Here is a 15,097-nt window from a genome sequence, read left to right on the forward strand (position 1 = left end):
AGCCGCTGACCAGCAATGTTGCGGCGTGGCGGATGTTGCGGATCCCCCAGAGGGGTCTGGAGAGCGAGCCACCTACGCGGGAGAGGCCCTTGGATACCGCAACTGCCGGCGCTCCGGTGCCGCGCCGTCTGCACAGTGTGGAAGCCGCAGCCGCGCTCATAGGCATTGGCCGTACAGCGACGTATGACGAGATCCGCTTGGGGCGGCTTCGTACCGTCCGGTGCGGCCGCCGGCGGCTTGTTCCCACCGAGTGGATTGACGAGTACGTCGAACTCCTCAAGCGCGAGGCCGAAGCCGCCGCTTGACCTGAAGAACCACGCAGGGGCCACCCCGTCTGGGGTGGCCCCTGCATCTGTGAAGGCGAGAACGCATGGGTGAGACTCCCAAGAGGAGTACGAGAGCTGGACACGGTGACGACTCGATCTACTGGGACAAGTCGAAGAACAGGTACATCGGTGCCGTTTCGCTGGGCTACACACCGGGTGGCAAGCGGCATCGACCGAAGGTGTCGGGCAAGACGAAGGCCGAAGTCCGCGAAAAATTGCGTGAGCTGCGGAAGCAGTTGGCCGAAGGCAGCAAGGCGCCAGCGAACTACACCGTTGCCCAGGCAGTGGCGGACTGGCTTGCCCAAGGATTGAAGGGGAGAGAGGTCACCAGCGTTGACACGTACAGGAGCCTCGCGGACAACCACATCATTCCGCACCTGGGAAAGGGCAAGCTTCGAGACCTGGAAGCCGACGACCTGGACGAATGGCTGGAGGCTGAGGCCAGAATCCTCGCGACGCAGTCTCTGAAGATGGTGCACTCGGTCCTTCGCCGTTCGATCAGTCACGCGCAGAGGAGAGGCAGGGCGGTCCGCAACGTCGCGGAGCTGGTCGAAGTGCCTGACGGGCTGGCTGGGCGACCGAGCAAATCACTGTCCTTGAAGCAGGGGGAGGCCGTTCTGCGAGCAAAGCAGGGCACCTGGATTCACGCCTACGTGGTCCTTTCGCTGCTCGTGGGAGTTCGGCCGGAGGAAGCGCGCCCTTTGACCTGGTCACATGTGCACCTATCGCGCTCAGGGAAGGAGAAGCCGCACGTGGACGTATGGCGGTCGGTGCGGCGCCACGGTGACACCAAGACGCGACGAAGCAGGCGCTCGCTGGCCATGCCGCAGCAGACGGTGGCCGTGATGCGGGCGCACAAGCGACGTGAGCTGGCGGAGTGCGTGGCCGCCGGCGAGGAGTGGACCGAAGACCGGCTCGTCTTCCCGACAGACGCCGGCGAGCTGCGCAGCGCGCTCAACGTCCGCCGGAACTTCAGGGCGCTCCTGAAAGACGCCGGCTTCGGTAGCCCGAACGAGTGGACGCCGCGGGAGCTCCGAACCAGCTTCGTGTCCGTGCTCTCGGATCACGGAATCCCCATTGAGGTCATCTCAAGGCTGGTCGGACACAACGGCAGCGGTACGACCGAGCAGGTCTACCGCAAGCAATTGCGACCCGTTATCTCCGAGGGGGCGGAGGCCATGGATGAGATCTTCGGGGGCGAAGCAGCGGCTAAAGACCAGCCCGGCGAGCAGGGCTAATTTTTCGACCTTGGCTCCCGGTTTGGCTCCCTGAATCGATCGGCTCCCCCGAAGGACCGCCCCTGAGCTGTGTAAACGCCGCTCAGGGGCGGTCTTGGGCCTTTACGCTCGCGTTAAGGAAGCGCTGAGACTGGGATCAGGTAGGTACCGTGCGGCACATGGGAGACGAGATCCGGCGGGCCGTCGCCGCCGACACCGATGCCGTGCGGGCGGTGACCGACGCCGCCTACCGCCACTACATCGCGCGGATCGGGGTGGTGCCGCAGCCCATGGAGGCGGACCACGCGGCCGACGTGGCCGCGGGGAAGGTGTTCGTCGTCGGGGAACCGGTGGTCGGGCTCGTCGTCGTCGAGGCCCGCGACGACCATCTGTTCCTCGACAGCATCGCCGTCCACCCGGACGCACGGGGCCAGGGGGTGGGACGGCGGCTGCTGGAGTTCGTGGACGCGCACGCGCGTGCTCTCGGCCTGTCCGAGGTCAGGCTCTACACCAACGCGCTGATGTGGGAGAACCAGGAGCTCTACCCGAAGTACGGCTACGAGGTCGTCGGGCGGCGGCTGGCCGGGGCCTACGACCGCGTCCACTACCGCAAGCGGCTGGTGGAGTGACTGAGGGTGCCGGCGGACCGGCTCGTTCAGCCGTCCGGCCACCAGGTGCGTGCGATGTCCTTCCGCACCTCAGGGCGTTCGGAGGGGCGCTCGTCGGCCTTCTCGCGGATCCGGCGGCTGTCCGTCCTCTTCAGGGGCTTCTGCACGGTCGTGCGGCGCATGGCTGCCTCCTTCAGTGCCTACCGAGTTTCCGTGCTGTCACGGTGGTAGACCCTTTTGTGGAGAGTTCCTCATCTGTGCCGGTCTGTCAGTGGTCGCTGTCACATGGGCCGAGTGTCAGTGGTGGGTGTCACTCTTGGGGCATGACGAACGAGAGTGACCGCGGTGTCGCGGTGCGTATCGACTGGGATGCGGAAGCAGTCGCCTTCGACGACGAACCCGATCATGGCCTGCGTGATCCCGAGGTCCGTCTGGCCTGGGCGCGGCGGCTGCGGGCGTGGCTGCCCGACCACCCCGCCGATGTCCTCGACCTCGGCTGCGGCACCGGCAGCCTGGCCCTCCTCGCCGCAGAGCAGGGCCATCACGTCACCGGGGTCGACGGCTCCCCGGCGATGGTGCAGCGGGCCCGCGCCAAGCTCGCGGGCCGTGACGCGGTGTTCCTCCTCGGCGACGCGGCGGCGCCGCCGGTGGGCGAGCTGCTCTTCGACACCGTGCTCGTGCGCCACGTGCTGTGGGCGCTGCCCGACCCCGCCCGGGTGCTGCGGCACTGGCGCGGCCTGCTGCGGCCCGGAGGACGGTTCGTGCTGGTGGAGGGGGTGTGGGGGACCGTGCCCCCGGTCGGCCTGCCCGCCGGTCGGCTCACCGCGCTGCTGGCGCCGCTCACCGTGGACGTGCGCGTGGAGTCGCTGTCGTCGCAGCCGGCGCTGTGGGGCAAGGAGGTGGACGACGAGCGGTACGCGGTGGTGGCGACGGTGTGAGGGCGGGCGGGGGACGTCAGGACACCGGGGGTCGGCGGAACGGGGGGCGGCGGAACCGGCGTCACGACAGCAGGGCGTCGAAGCCGCCCTCGCGGGCCAGGGTCTCCAGCGTGTCGAGCGCCGTCACGGCGGCGGCCGCGGCGGCCGGGTCCCGCTCGGCGAGCCCGCTCTCGGCGAACTCGTCCTCGTCCAGCCGTCGTACGTCCGTCCCGTCGGCCGACCGCCACAGGTCCAGGTCGAGGTCCTCGACGACCAGCTCACCGGCGGTGAGCGTCGCCGGACGGGTGATGTCGCAGTACCAGCCCTTCGGCGTGCCGTCGGCGGCGCGGACCTCCTTGACCGCGTACCAGCGGTCGCGCCAGTAGAACTCCGTGAAGACGTCGCCCTGTTCGAAGCGGACGAAGCCGAAGTCGCGGGGCGTGTCACCGGCCCACGGCGCGCGAACGGCGATCCGGGTGCCGTCGTCGTGCAGCAGCTCGGCGGGGTAACGGATCTTCGTGCGGCCCGCCTTGACCAGGACCACGTCCACCGTGGCCGGCGGCTCAGCCGAGTTCGCGGACATACCTGACCTCCGTCGCGCAGATGTCGTACCCGAACCACTTGTTGATCGCGAGCATCGGGCCGTTGCCGCTGTCGTTGCCCGTGAACGCCTCCGTGCAGCCGGCGGCGCGGGCGCGGTGCAGGGAGTCGTTCTTGGCGAGTTTGGCCAGGCCCCGGCCGCGGAAGGCGCGGGCGGTGCCGGTCATGACGGTCCCGTAGCGGGTGCCGCCGTCGGTGCGCGCCGCGCTGAACGCCGCAGGCCGGCCGTCGACCAGGACCACCGAGGTCAGCTCGTGGCTGAACAGGGGATGCCGCCAGGTGCCCTCCAGCCAGGCCTCGTAGTCGGCGAACTCGGTGCCGATGTCGCTCGGTTCGTCCAGCGTCGTCTCGGCGTCCAGCGCGAAGAGCGGGCGCGGGTCGCCGGCGAAGTCGGCGGCGGTGCGCAGTTCGACTCCGGGCGGGGGAGCGGGGTGCGGAGGGAGCGTGCCGTGCGCGAGGTCGAGGCGGAGGAAGTGGGCGGAGCGGCTCGCCCGGTATCCGCGGCGCTCGGCGAAGGCGCGGTGGGACGGGGCGTCCAGGACCCAGGCGTACGAGGTGGTCGCGCCGACGTCCGACAGGTGCGCCTCCGCCGTACGGACCAAGAGCGCGCCGGCGCCCCGGCCGGTGCGGTCCGGACGGACGTACACGTTGGCGAAGCCCTGGCCCGGCTCGGTGCTCTCGTGGGCGAGCCCGACCTGGGCCGTGCCGATGATCTCGCCGTCCTCCTCCGCGACCAGCTGACGGAAGCGGGCGTCGGGGTGGGTGCGGGTCAGGTCGTGGACCAGGGACTCCGGGGTGAACAGGATGTAGGGCAGGGCGAGCTGCCGGACCAGGGCGAAGCCTTCGGCGTCCGCGCGGACGCCGGGGCGTAGATCGCGCACGATCACTGTCATGGGCGCACGCTATGCGGGAGCGAATGCGGGATGCCTCTCATTTTCCGGTTCGTTCTCCGGTGGATACGGGAGAATCGGGCCGTGACCTTGAAGATCCACATCGATGACAGCGCGCCGCCGTACGAACAGGTGAGGGCGCAGATCTCCGAGCAGGCGCGGGGCGGGGTACTGCCGGTGGGATACCGGCTGCCGACGGTGCGCGGCCTGGCCGAGTCGCTGGGGCTGGCGGTGAACACGGTGGCCAAGGCGTACCGGGCGCTGGAGACGGACGGGGTGATCGAGACGCGGGGGCGCAACGGCACGTTCGTGGCCGCCGCCGGTTCGGCCGCGGAACGCGAGGCGTCGGCGGCGGCCCAGGCCTACGCGGAGCGGGTGCGCCGGCTGGGGCTGCCGGAGAAGGCCGCGCTGGCCGCGGTGCGCGATGCCCTCCGGGCGGCCTACGGCGGGTGACGGGCGTCAGCCGACGGTGCTCGGTTGCGGCGTCCGTGCCACCGGCAGCCCGGCCCGCGCCGCCGCCCTCCCGAACGCCACCGCGTCCCGCACCGCCGCACCGCCCGGATCGTTGTTGAAGTACGTGTACACGTCCGCCTTCCCGGGGTACGCCGTGGCGATGCGGTCGATCCAGGTCTCCAGCGCGCGCCGGCCGTAGCGGGGCCGGGGAGCGGCCCGGCCCTCGTGGAAGCGGACGTAGGCCCAGTCGGCCGTGGGCCAGAGCGGGGTCACGGGACGGCCCTGGACGTCGGCCCAGCACAGGGCCGCTCGCCGGGACCGGAGGACCTCTCGGGTCTCCCGTGTCCACCACGAGTCGTGCCGGGGTTCCACCGCCACCCTCGTGCCGGGCGGGAAGCAGCCCAGGCAGGCGTCCAGCAGGGCGGGGTCGGCCCTGAGGGTCGGCGGGAGCTGGAGGAGGACCGGGCCCAGCCGGCCGCCGAGGCCGGCCGCGTGCGTCATCAGGCGCCGCACCGGCTCGGCGGGGTCCTTCAGGCGCCTGACGTGGGTGAGATACCGGCTCGCCTTGACCGCGATCACGAAGTCCGCGGGGACCCGGTCCCGCCAGGACTCGAAGTTCCCGCGGCTCGGCAGGCGGTAGAACGCGTTGTTCAGCTCGACGGTGGCGAAGTGCGCCGCGTACTCCTCCAGCCACCGCCGCACGGGTACCTCGGGCGGGTACAGGACGCCCCGCCAGTCCCTGTACTGCCAGCCCGAGGTTCCGACGAACAAGGGCATGAGCCCATCAAAGCACTACAGGTACAGCCCCGCGTCCGCGTCCTCCCGGGCGCCCGGCACCGACGTCGGTGCCGTGCCCCGGCGCAGTGCGTACAGCTCCGCCAGGGTCGCTCCCTCGCGGCCCACGCCCTCCTCGGTGCCGAGCCAGCCCACCGCCTCGGCGCGGGTCAGCGCGCCCACCTCGATGCGGGCGAGGCAGCGGCCGGGGCGGACCACGGCGGGGTGCAGGCGCTCCAGGTCCTCGTTGGTGGTGACGCCCACCAGGACGTTGCGGCCCTGTCCGAGCAGCCCGTCGGTGAGGTTCAGCAGCCTCGACAGCGCCTGGCCCGCGGTGTGCTTGGCCTCGCCGCGGATCAGCTCGTCACAGTCCTCCAGCAGGAGCAGCCGCCAGCGGCCCTTGCCGGCGCCGTCCTCCTCGCCGATCGCGATGTCCATCAGGTAGCCGACGTCCGAGAAGAGCCGCTCCGGGTCGAGGACGCAGTCCACCTGGCACCAGTCCCGCCAGGACCGGGCGAGCGTGCGCAGCGCGGAGGTCTTGCCGGTGCCCGGCGGGCCGTGCAGCAGCAGGAGCCGGCCGGCGATGTCCTCGGGGGTCGTCTTCATCAGGCGGTCCATCGCGTCCGCCACCGGTGCCGTGTAGTTGGCGCGGACCTCGTCCCAGGTGCCGGCGGAGATCTGCCGGGTGGTTCGGTGCGGGCCGCGCCTGGGGGAGACGTACCAGAACCCCATGGTCACGTTGTCCGGCTGGGGCTCCGGCTCGTCCGCCGCGCCGTCCGTCGCCTCGTTCAGCACCTTCGCGGCCAGTTCGGCGGTGGTCGCGGTGACCGTGACGTCCGCGCCCCGGTTCCAGCGGGAGACGAGCAGGGTCCAGCCGTCGCCCTCCGCGAGTGTCGCGCTGCGGTCGTCGTCGCGGGCCACCCGCAGCACCCGCGCCTCCTTCGGCAGCAGGGTCGCCCCGCTGCGCACCCGGTCGATGTTGGCCGCGTGCGAGTACGGCTGCTCGCCCGTCGCGAAGCGGCCGAGGAACAGCGCGTCGACGACGTCGGACGGTGAGTCGGAGTCGTCGACGTTGAGCCGGATCGGCAGCGTCTCGTGCGGCTTGGCAGACATGCCGCCATGATCCGTCACCGGGGCCCGGCGCGCACCCGTTTTCCGAAGTGGGCGGAGAGTGTCGGGTGTGTGCCGAGTTTCCGGAGTGTCCGGAGTGCACCCCCCCGTCGGGCCGCGCGCCCGGCGATGCCGGATACCCGCCCCGGGGGCGATTCCCGCCACTACTGTTGTCCTTGATGGGACGTCATGAGTGGAATTCGGGGGCTCGGCGGTGGCGGCTCACCGCCCTGTCGGGGGCATGCGCGGCCGCACTCGCCCTGATCGTGACACTGGTCTGGACGCTGCCCGGAGGCGGCGGCACCGCGGGCACGACCCGCGACGGCGACAAGGTGCACGGGACTCCCGGCACTCCGCCGGACACCGTCGAGCCGTCGGTGGGCTGGGGTTTCACCCACACCCAGTACAGCGCCGACCAGGGCAGCGCCGCCGCCGGCGCCCGGGTCGGGAAACTGCTGTCCCGTGCCGCCGGGCTGCCCCAGGACCAGGCCGTCATGGGCTGGGGCGCGGACAACCCCGAGCCGGTGAAGGGCCGTTACGACTTCGGCGCCCTGGACCGCCGGGTCGACTTCATGCGCCGGTCGGGCGGTACCCCGGTGATCACCCTGTGCTGTTCACCGGACTGGATGAAGGGCGGCGAGCCCGGGGTGGACAACACCGACTGGAGCCGGGCCGCCCTGGAGACCGCCCCGACCCCCGGTCACTACCAGGACTACGCGAACCTCGCGGCGACGGTCGCCCGGCGCTATCCGGACGTGCGGCACTTCATCGTCTGGAACGAGTTCAAGGGCTTCTGGAACGACGGCAGGGCCCGTTGGGACTACGAGGGCTACACCGAGCTGTACAACCTCGTCTACAAGGCGTTGAAGGCGGTGGACGAGGACATCATGGTCGGCGGGCCGTACCTCGTCATGGACAGCTTCGACCCGCGCCGGACCGAGAACGCCTCACCCACCCTCAAGGGCCCCTGGGGGGTGCTGGACCAGCGGGTCGTCGACGCCTTCGACTACTGGAACACCCACAAGGCGGGCGCCGACTTCGTGGTCGTCGACGGCTCCAGCTATACCGACGACGGCGACCTGCTGCCGGACGAGTTCGCCGCCACGCAGAAGCTGACCTACGTCAGCCGGTGGGTGCGCGGGCGGACGCACGACCTGCCGCTGTGGTGGGCGGAGTACTACGTCGAGCCCGCGGACGGCAGCGACGAACGGGACGGCTGGACCGAACCGCACCGGGTCGCGGTCCAGGCCACCGGCATGATCGCCATGGTGAAGGGCGGCGCGGAATCCGGCTTCTACTGGAATCCGGAGTCCGAGAAGGGCGGCGCCTGCGCCGGCTGCCTGTGGACCACCACCGACGGCGCGGACGGCGGACGGCCACTGCCCATGTACGACCTGCTGTCCAGGTTCGGGAAGGCGTTCCCGCCGGGGACCCGGTACGAGACGGTCCCGGTCGCCGAGGACGACGTGCCGAACGTGCGTGTCCTCGCCGACGACAGGACCGTCCTCGTCGTCAACACCCTCGGCCGGACCATCAGCGCGCGGGTCGACGGGAAGCGGTTCGACCTGAAGGGGTACGAGGTGAAGTGGCTCACCCGGTGAGCCGGGCGAGCCGCTTCGGGGACCCTCCTACTCGAATGTCAGGAACCGCAGCACCAGCGACGCCACCACCACCGTGAGCAGGGGCAGCGAGAACCAGAAGCTGCCCTGCAGCCACCGCAGTTGACGCACCCCGGGCCGGACCGCGATCCGGACCACCTCGCGCGCCGTCAGCAGCAGGATCAGGACCACGGCGGCGAGGGCACCCACCACCGACCACGGTGTCCAGGTGATCCGCGGCCCGACGGGTCCGGGATCCGGCCGCGGCACCGCCCCCGCGGGCCGCGAACGCAGTCCGTACATGGTCACGTCGTCGTTGACCAGGACCTTCGTCAGATCCTGCCGGTCGTCCAGGTTCCGGATCAGCCGGCTCTCCCAGGCCGCCGGATAACCGGCGTCCATCCGGAGATAGACCATCTGACTCCTGTTGATGATCAGATACGAGTTCGGGCCGGCGTCCCTGAGGTTCCCGACCAGACCCGACACCAGCACCGGATCGGTCGGCGCGAGCGTCGGCACGTAGTCCACCCGCTCCATGTCCTTGGCGCCCCACGGCATCGCCGGCGTCACGTCGTCGACCGTGTCGTTGCTCAGCCACAGCAGCCGTACGGTCGGCCGGTCATGGGCGTAGACCCAGTCCATCGCGGCGACCTCGCCGGGCCGGACCCGCTCGAACGGCTCGTTGCCCCAGCGGGCCACCAGGAAACCGCCCATGAGCAGCAGGCCCGTCAGCAGCGCGGCCACCGGGGCCAGTCGGCCCCGGCCCTTGCCGCGCTCCTGCGCGGTGGCGCCGGTGCGCGGGAACAGGGCGAGACCCGCGAGCAGGGCCGCGCCCGGCAGCGCGAACATGAAGACCCGAAGGGCCATCTCGCCGCCGTACGACTGCATGCCGAAGCCCAGGAAGGGCACGAAGGCCAGGACCGGCAGGGACCGCTCGCGGTACGCGTTGGAGCGGCGGCGCCACCAGCCCCAGACGGCGGAGGCCATCATGCCGCCGGCCAGCAGGACCCGGACGTAGAGGACCAGCTTGTGGGCCGAACTGCCGCCCTGGATACGGCCGGAGACCGAGGTGGAGACATTGCTGCCGACCCCGCCGACCCCGCCGAACAGGTCGTCGAAGTGCCCCGACCAGTACGGCTCGGCCATGAAGCCCAGCCAGACGGCCGCGACCACCCCGAACAGGAGCGGCAGGCCGCGCAGTTCGGACCTGCCGACCAGGACCAGGGCCGCCAGCACGCCCAGCATCACGAACGGGGTCAGCTGGTGCGCCGGGACGGTCGCCGCGTACAGGCCGATCACCACCATGAGCAGCACGGCCTGCCGGCGGCGGTCGACCGGCTCGACCTCCGCCTCACCCGGTCGCAGCCGCGTCCAGACGACGTGCGGGGCACGGAACCAGACGAGCAGGACGGCCACGAACATCAGGTACAGGAGGTACGTGAACCCCTGCGGGGAGAAGTAGTCCTGGCCGACCCAGCCGCACAGCGCGAAGATCCAGATGCCGGCCCACTTCGCCCGCCAGCTCGCCCGCAGCGAGCGCACGAGCAGGAACATGGGCGCGAGGTAGGCGAGCTGGATGAACGTCGGCCACCAGCGGATGACCTCGGTGAAGTCCGTCACCCCGCAGGCCCGGCCGACGAACGCCGCCGTCGCGAAGAAGCCCGGCCAGCTCCAGCGCGCGTCCAGGTCGGGCACGGCCGACCCGGTGCGGTCGATGTAGTCGATGAACCCGAGGTGCTGCCAGGCCGTCGGGAACCGGGGTTCCGACTCGATGACGGCGGGCAGCGCGTGCAGCGACAGGACCGTCGCCAGCAGGGTGAGCAGGAGCAGCGCCCGGTGCTCGCGGCGCAGCCACAGCAGCGCCGCGAAGACCGTGACCAGCAGCGCCGCCCCGGCCAGCGTCGGCAGCGGCAGCACCGAGACCAGCCCCAGTCCGCCCATCCGGTCCAGGTCGGCGTCGCCTAGCCGGGCGGCCGGCACCCAGTAGAGCAGGAGAGCGGCGGTCAGCAGGCAGCCGAGGACGACCCCCTGACGGGTCGGGGCCGACCACGGCCGGAGCGGGAGCGCCGGGGGACCGGCCGGTACCGGCCCTTCCTCCGGTACCGGCCCTTCCTCCGGCGCGACCGCCTCCTCGCCGGGCGTACCGGCCTCCGCCTCCCGCAGCAGCGCGGCCTCGGCCGGTCCGAGCGACGCCTCCGCGCCCGGTTCCCGCTCCGCCGCCGGCGGGACGAGCGGCGTGCCCGTGGGCGGGGTGCCCGTGGGCGGGGTGCCCGGACCCGGGCGGACGTCCGGGCGGCGCTCCGCGTGGTCGAGGTCCACATGGAGGGCGAGGGCGAGGGTGTCGGAGTCCGGCGCCCGGGCCGTCCCGCGCCCGCGCGGTGCCGCCGCGGCGCGCGGGACCTCGCGCGTCCCCAGGTCGGCGAGGTCCCCGTCGGGTGCCGCGTCCTCGGGGACGTCGGCCGGTGCCGCGCGCAGCGTCCGCCACAGCCTGGGTGCCGCGATCGTCACGATCACCGCGAGGCTGGAGATCTCGGCCACGCCGGCACCGGTCAGTCCCATCCGGGGCAGCAGCAGCAGGGTCAGCCCGAGCACCAGGACGCACAACAGGCCCTGCAGCCAGGCCAGTCCGGCGGTACGGCTCTGGGCGCGCAGCACCGCGAAGTACGTCTCCATCACGACGCGCAGCAGTGCGCCGACCGCGAACCAGCGCAGCAGCGGGGTCGCCGCGTCCGCGTAGCCGGCGCCGAACACACCGAGGATCCAGGGCGCCCCGAAGAACAGCACCGAGCAGACCGGCACCATGATCCGGGCCATCCGCCTGAGCGCGGCCCGGGTGTTGGCGGCCAGCCGGGCCGGGTCGTGCGAGCCCTCGACGGTGAGCGAGGCGCCCATGTTGATGGCGAGCAGGTTGGTGGTGCCGCCGATGGTGGTGGTGATGTAGAAGTACGCGTTGTCCTCGGAGCTGACCTGCGCGGCGATGATCACCGGGACCAGGTAGACCACGGCGAGGGAGAACAGCGAACCGGTATAGTCGCCGGCCAGGAACCTGCCGATCTCCTTCAGCGTGGGCGGTCTCGCGTGCGCCTCGGTCGCCCTGACGTGCCGGGGCACCAGGCGCCGGAACACCAGCCAGCCCAGCGGCACCACCGAGGTGGCGATCGCCGCGACCCAGGAGACGAACACGCCGGCCAGCGGGACCGCCACCGAGAACGCGACCAGCAGGCCCAGCTTGACCGCCGAGAACACGGTGTTGCCCACCGGTACCCAGGGCGCGTTGCGCAGTCCGGTCAGTACGCCGTCCTGGAGGGTGAGCAGGTTCCAGGCGACGACCGCGACGACGAACCCCAGTCCGGGCAGCGGCCCGTGCAGGAAGCGGTACGACGGGCCCCAGATCCCGAGGGTCGCCAGGAAGACGCCGGCGGCCAGCGCGACGATCAGGGAACTGCCCGCGTAGGTACGGAGGATGAGCCGCCCGGTGGCGCTGCCCGCCACCGGGATGAAGCGGGCCAGGGCGCCGGTGAGGGTCACCGCCGTCAGGCCCGCGAGGAGTTTCATGGCGGCGATCGCGGCGGAGCCCTGGCCGACCGCCGACTCGGAGTAGTAGCGGGCCGCGGCCAGCCAGAAGCCCAGGCCCAGCACCGCGGAGATGCCGGTGTTGAGCATCAGGGCGTAGGCGTTGCGGAACAGCGGGCTGCCGCCGGACGGTCTGCCTCTGCCGGGCAGCCGGAGGCGGCGCCCCGGCCGCCCGGGCGCCGCGGAGTCGTCGGCCGCGGTCCCGGTCGCGGTCCCGGTCGTGGTGGTGGTCGTGTCAGACACGGGAACGGATGGCCTTCCGGCGGACCTGGCGGGCTCTGCGGAGGACGGCGTACCCCTTGGTGAGGGCACGGTCCCTGGCGAAGGTGCGGGCGATCGCGCGGCCCTGGAGCAGCTGTGCGAACTCCGCGGCGTCCGTGCTGCGGCGCACGGTGACGCGGCGCAGTGCGTAGGGACCCTGGCGGCGGCGGGCGAGACCGTTCTCGACGGCCAGCGCCTGGGCGTAGCCGGTGTCCCGCACGGCTTGCCGGACCCGTCGGCTGGAGTAGCCGTACGGGTAGGCGAACGAGGCCGGTGACACGCCCAGTTGCTCGGCGACGATGTCCCGGGACCACACCAGTTCCGCGCGCAGCCGGTCGTCGTCCAGTTGGTCGAGCTGTGGATGGGTGTGGCTGTGCCCGCCGATCTCGCAGTCCGCGTCGGCGAGTTCGCGGACCTGGTCCCAGTCGAGCATGGCGTCCAGACCCCCTCCGGTGTCGTAAGGGCCCCTGATCCAGCCGGTCGAGACGAACAGGGTGGACGCGAAGCCGTGCTTGGCGAGGACGGGGAGCGCGTGCCGGTGCACGCCCTCGTAGCCGTCGTCGAAGGTGATCAGGACGGGCCGGTCGGGGAGCGGGCCGCCCAGGCGCCAGCCCGCGGCCAGAGCGGCCGTGGTGACGGGGGTCAGACCGAGGTCCGCGACGAGCGCCATCTGCCGGGCGAACGCCTCCGGTGCCACCGACAGCGCACGGGTGGCCCTGTTCGGCGAGGTCGCGACCGAGTGGTACATGAGGATCGGTACCGGCGCCTCAGCCATGGGTTCCCTCCTTGGGGGCGGCCGTGGGTACCGTTCCGATCCCGGCGACGCGGAACGCGGCCCCGCCGCGTCGCGCCCGCACGCTCCCCACCACGTAGCCGCCCGCCGCCGTGAGCACCCCGGTGACGATCGCGCCGGCCCGGCCGGCCCCTCCGGGCCGGGCCAGCAGCGCGTCCCGCAGGCCACGGGCGATCCCCGCGGGCAGCACCCGCGTGGTGTACCGGCGTTCGGACTCGAGTCCCCTGCCGGCGCCCACGCTCCGGGCGACCAGGGCCTTGGAGAGGCCCTCGGCCCAGGCGCGGCTGCGGAAGTAGCCGAAGTGCTCGCGGGCTTCGGGGACGCGGTGGTGGATGACCGCGCGGTCGTCGATGAGCAGCACGGCCTCGGGGCGGGCCCGGGTGAGCCGGATGCACAGCTCGGTCTCCTCGCAGCCCAGCGGTCGCCGGTCGCCGTCCCGTCCGATGCCGGTGGCGAACCCGCCGGCCGCGTCGAAGGCGGTGCGCCGGAAGGAAGCGTTGCCGCCGAGGACGTTGCGGACCCGGACCCGGCCCGGCGGCAGCCCGCGGTAGGTGCAGCCGACCACCCAGTCGAACTCCTCGGGGAACCAGCGCGGCCGGCGGCCGGAGGCCCAGACGGGCACGGTCCGGCCGCCGACCGCCATCACCCGCGGGTCGGCGTATCCCTCGGCGAAGCGGCGCAGCCAGTCCCGTTCGGCCACGGCGTCGTCGTCGAGGAACGCGATCACCTCGGCGCGGGAGGCGGCGATACCGGTGTTGCGGCCCGCGGACAGGCCGCGGGGGCCGGTGTTCGCGAGCACCCGCACCCGGGAGGTCTCCTCGTACTCCTCGTGTTCCTCGTACTCCTCGTACTCCTTCGTGAGCCGTTCCAGGAGCACCGGGTTGTGGTCGACCACCAGCAGGGTCTCCAGCGCCGGATACGACTGGGCGCGCACCGAGGCGACCGCCGCGAGGATGTCCTCCCAGCGGTCCTCGGTGTACACGCAGATCACGACGGAGATGCCGGGATCGCTCAAGACGACTCTCCCTGGCCCGTGCCGAGCATCGGGGACCGCCGCACCCGCCGGCGCAGCGCCCGCCGGTTGGAGCGCTCGCGGAGGATCACCCCGAGGACCCGCAGGCCGTCCCGCACGGCGCGCAGGTTGCTGGTGCCGTGGATGCGGAGGTACTCGTAGCTGGGGATCTCCTGCACCCTCAGGCCCGCCTTGACCACCCGGACGTTGATCAGGGTCTCGATCTCGAAGCCGGTGCAGTCGAGGTCGATCTTGTCGAGGCAGTGCCGCCAGAAGGCGTTGTAGCCGTAGCAGAGGTCGGTGTAGCGGGCGCCGAACTTGCGGTTGACGATCGTGCACAGCGCCCAGTTGCCGAGCTTGCGGATGAACGTCATGTCGTCGGTGCCGCCGCCGTTGGCGAACCGCGAGCCCTTGGCGAAGTCGGCGCCGGAGACCAGGGCGGAGACGTACGACACGATCTCCTGGCCGTCCGCCGAGCCGTCCGCGTCCACCATGACGATGATGTCGCCGGTGCACGCCTCGAACCCGGTGATCAGGGCGTCCCCCTTGCCCTTGCCGCTCTGTTCGACGACTTTCACGCCGGGCCACAACTCCCGTGCGACTTCGACGGTGTTGTCGGTGGAATTTCCGTCCACCAGCACCACTTCGTGTATCCAGCCGGGAAGTGTCTTGAAGACGTAGGGGAGATTCTCCGCCTCGTTCATGGCCGGGATCACCACGCTCACCGGTGGTGTGATCGCCAGGTGGGAGGAGATCGGTCGGTATTCGGCAGCCATTAACGGATCTTGCTCCGAAGCAGGCTGACGCAGAACGGAACTCACGAGTCTTTTCCCTCTCGTCCGGTGGGCCGCCCGCCCCTGGGCGGCCCGCTTCTGTGTCCGGTTCGAAAGGGGGGTTCTCACCCACGGCACGGAACAACAGGCGTCTCCGTATGCCCAGGTGAGCTGGCAAAGCTGATCGGCCCA

The 15,097-nt window shown here is 71.6% G+C and carries 15 protein-coding genes; 6 read left to right on the top strand and 9 right to left on the bottom strand.

Annotation, left to right across the window (positions count from 1 at the left end; translation table 11 throughout):
* The first annotated feature begins 32 nt into the window (after positions 1 to 32).
* The 3 genes from ACFY3I_RS20570 to ACFY3I_RS20580 all read left to right on the top strand — a co-directional run bounded on the left by ACFY3I_RS20570 (position 33) and on the right by ACFY3I_RS20580 (position 2,172).
* Positions 33 to 305 (top strand): excisionase family DNA-binding protein, encoded by a 273-nt coding sequence (locus ACFY3I_RS20570; RefSeq protein ID WP_390861870.1) that lies wholly within the window; start codon positions 33 to 35, stop codon positions 303 to 305.
* A 65-nt stretch (positions 306 to 370) separates the two neighbouring features.
* Entirely contained in the window at positions 371 to 1,564 is a 1,194-nt protein-coding gene (locus ACFY3I_RS20575; RefSeq protein ID WP_390861872.1) for a tyrosine-type recombinase/integrase, read from the top strand.
* 158 nt (positions 1,565 to 1,722) lie between these two features.
* Entirely contained in the window at positions 1,723 to 2,172 is a 450-nt protein-coding gene (locus ACFY3I_RS20580) for a GNAT family N-acetyltransferase (protein ID WP_390861873.1), read from the top strand.
* Between the two features lie 26 nt (positions 2,173 to 2,198).
* On the opposite strand, the gene ACFY3I_RS20585 is transcribed toward ACFY3I_RS20580, so the two are convergent.
* Positions 2,199 to 2,333 (bottom strand): hypothetical protein, encoded by a 135-nt coding sequence (locus ACFY3I_RS20585; RefSeq protein WP_390861874.1) that lies wholly within the window; start codon positions 2,331 to 2,333, stop codon positions 2,199 to 2,201.
* A 141-nt stretch (positions 2,334 to 2,474) separates the two neighbouring features.
* Between ACFY3I_RS20585 and ACFY3I_RS20590 the strand changes: the two genes are divergently transcribed.
* Positions 2,475 to 3,089, top strand: coding sequence for a class I SAM-dependent methyltransferase (locus tag ACFY3I_RS20590; protein WP_390861875.1), 615 nt, complete (start codon positions 2,475 to 2,477; stop codon positions 3,087 to 3,089).
* Positions 3,090 to 3,150: 61 nt separating this feature from the next.
* On the opposite strand, the gene ACFY3I_RS20595 is transcribed toward ACFY3I_RS20590, so the two are convergent.
* Both ACFY3I_RS20595 and ACFY3I_RS20600 read right to left on the bottom strand, forming a co-directional pair.
* Positions 3,151 to 3,651, bottom strand: a complete 501-nt coding sequence (locus tag ACFY3I_RS20595) for a DUF402 domain-containing protein (RefSeq protein ID WP_365288084.1) — start codon at positions 3,649 to 3,651, stop codon at positions 3,151 to 3,153.
* The gene (locus ACFY3I_RS20600) at positions 3,632 to 4,561 is read right to left on the bottom strand and encodes a GNAT family N-acetyltransferase (protein ID WP_390861876.1); all 930 of its coding nucleotides are present in this window, start codon (positions 4,559 to 4,561) and stop codon (positions 3,632 to 3,634) included. Before ACFY3I_RS20600 ends, ACFY3I_RS20595 begins: the two co-directional genes overlap by 20 nt.
* 81 nt (positions 4,562 to 4,642) lie before the next feature.
* Between ACFY3I_RS20600 and ACFY3I_RS20605 the strand changes: the two genes are divergently transcribed.
* Complete coding sequence (locus ACFY3I_RS20605; protein ID WP_365288080.1) at positions 4,643 to 5,011, top strand: GntR family transcriptional regulator; 369 nt, start codon at positions 4,643 to 4,645, stop codon at positions 5,009 to 5,011.
* Positions 5,012 to 5,017: 6 nt separating this feature from the next.
* Here ACFY3I_RS20605 and ACFY3I_RS20610 read toward each other — a convergent pair whose 3' ends face one another.
* Positions 5,018 to 5,788: a DUF72 domain-containing protein gene (locus ACFY3I_RS20610; protein ID WP_390861877.1), complete on the bottom strand. Its 771-nt coding sequence runs from the start codon at positions 5,786 to 5,788 to the stop codon at positions 5,018 to 5,020.
* A gap of 15 nt (positions 5,789 to 5,803) precedes the next feature.
* Positions 5,804 to 6,898 (bottom strand): DUF5925 domain-containing protein, encoded by a 1,095-nt coding sequence (locus ACFY3I_RS20615; RefSeq protein WP_365288076.1) that lies wholly within the window; start codon positions 6,896 to 6,898, stop codon positions 5,804 to 5,806.
* Between the two features lie 176 nt (positions 6,899 to 7,074).
* Here ACFY3I_RS20615 and ACFY3I_RS20620 point away from each other — a divergent pair, with 176 nt between their 5' ends.
* Positions 7,075 to 8,496, top strand: coding sequence for a xylan 1,4-beta-xylosidase (locus tag ACFY3I_RS20620; protein WP_390861878.1), 1,422 nt, complete (start codon positions 7,075 to 7,077; stop codon positions 8,494 to 8,496).
* A gap of 27 nt (positions 8,497 to 8,523) precedes the next feature.
* On the opposite strand, the gene ACFY3I_RS20625 is transcribed toward ACFY3I_RS20620, so the two are convergent.
* Genes ACFY3I_RS20625 through ACFY3I_RS20640 form a run of 4 tightly spaced genes read right to left on the bottom strand, consistent with a single transcriptional unit; the run spans position 8,524 to position 14,953 of the window.
* Positions 8,524 to 12,309: a lipopolysaccharide biosynthesis protein gene (locus ACFY3I_RS20625; RefSeq protein ID WP_390861879.1), complete on the bottom strand. Its 3,786-nt coding sequence runs from the start codon at positions 12,307 to 12,309 to the stop codon at positions 8,524 to 8,526.
* Positions 12,302 to 13,102 (bottom strand): polysaccharide deacetylase family protein, encoded by an 801-nt coding sequence (locus ACFY3I_RS20630; protein WP_390861880.1) that lies wholly within the window; start codon positions 13,100 to 13,102, stop codon positions 12,302 to 12,304. Before ACFY3I_RS20630 ends, ACFY3I_RS20625 begins: the two co-directional genes overlap by 8 nt.
* Positions 13,095 to 14,135, bottom strand: a complete 1,041-nt coding sequence (locus tag ACFY3I_RS20635) for a glycosyltransferase family 2 protein (RefSeq protein WP_390861881.1) — start codon at positions 14,133 to 14,135, stop codon at positions 13,095 to 13,097. The genes ACFY3I_RS20630 and ACFY3I_RS20635 overlap by 8 nt, the downstream gene beginning before the upstream one ends.
* Positions 14,132 to 14,953 carry a glycosyltransferase family 2 protein gene (locus tag ACFY3I_RS20640; RefSeq protein ID WP_390861882.1) on the bottom strand — a complete coding sequence of 274 codons (822 nt, stop codon included), beginning with the start codon at positions 14,951 to 14,953 and terminating at the stop codon, positions 14,132 to 14,134. Before ACFY3I_RS20640 ends, ACFY3I_RS20635 begins: the two co-directional genes overlap by 4 nt.
* Positions 14,954 to 15,097 lie beyond the last annotated feature (144 nt).

The sequence above is a fragment of the Streptomyces sp. NPDC001068 genome (assembly GCF_042897315.1).
Lineage (GTDB): Bacteria > Actinomycetota > Actinomycetes > Streptomycetales > Streptomycetaceae > Streptomyces.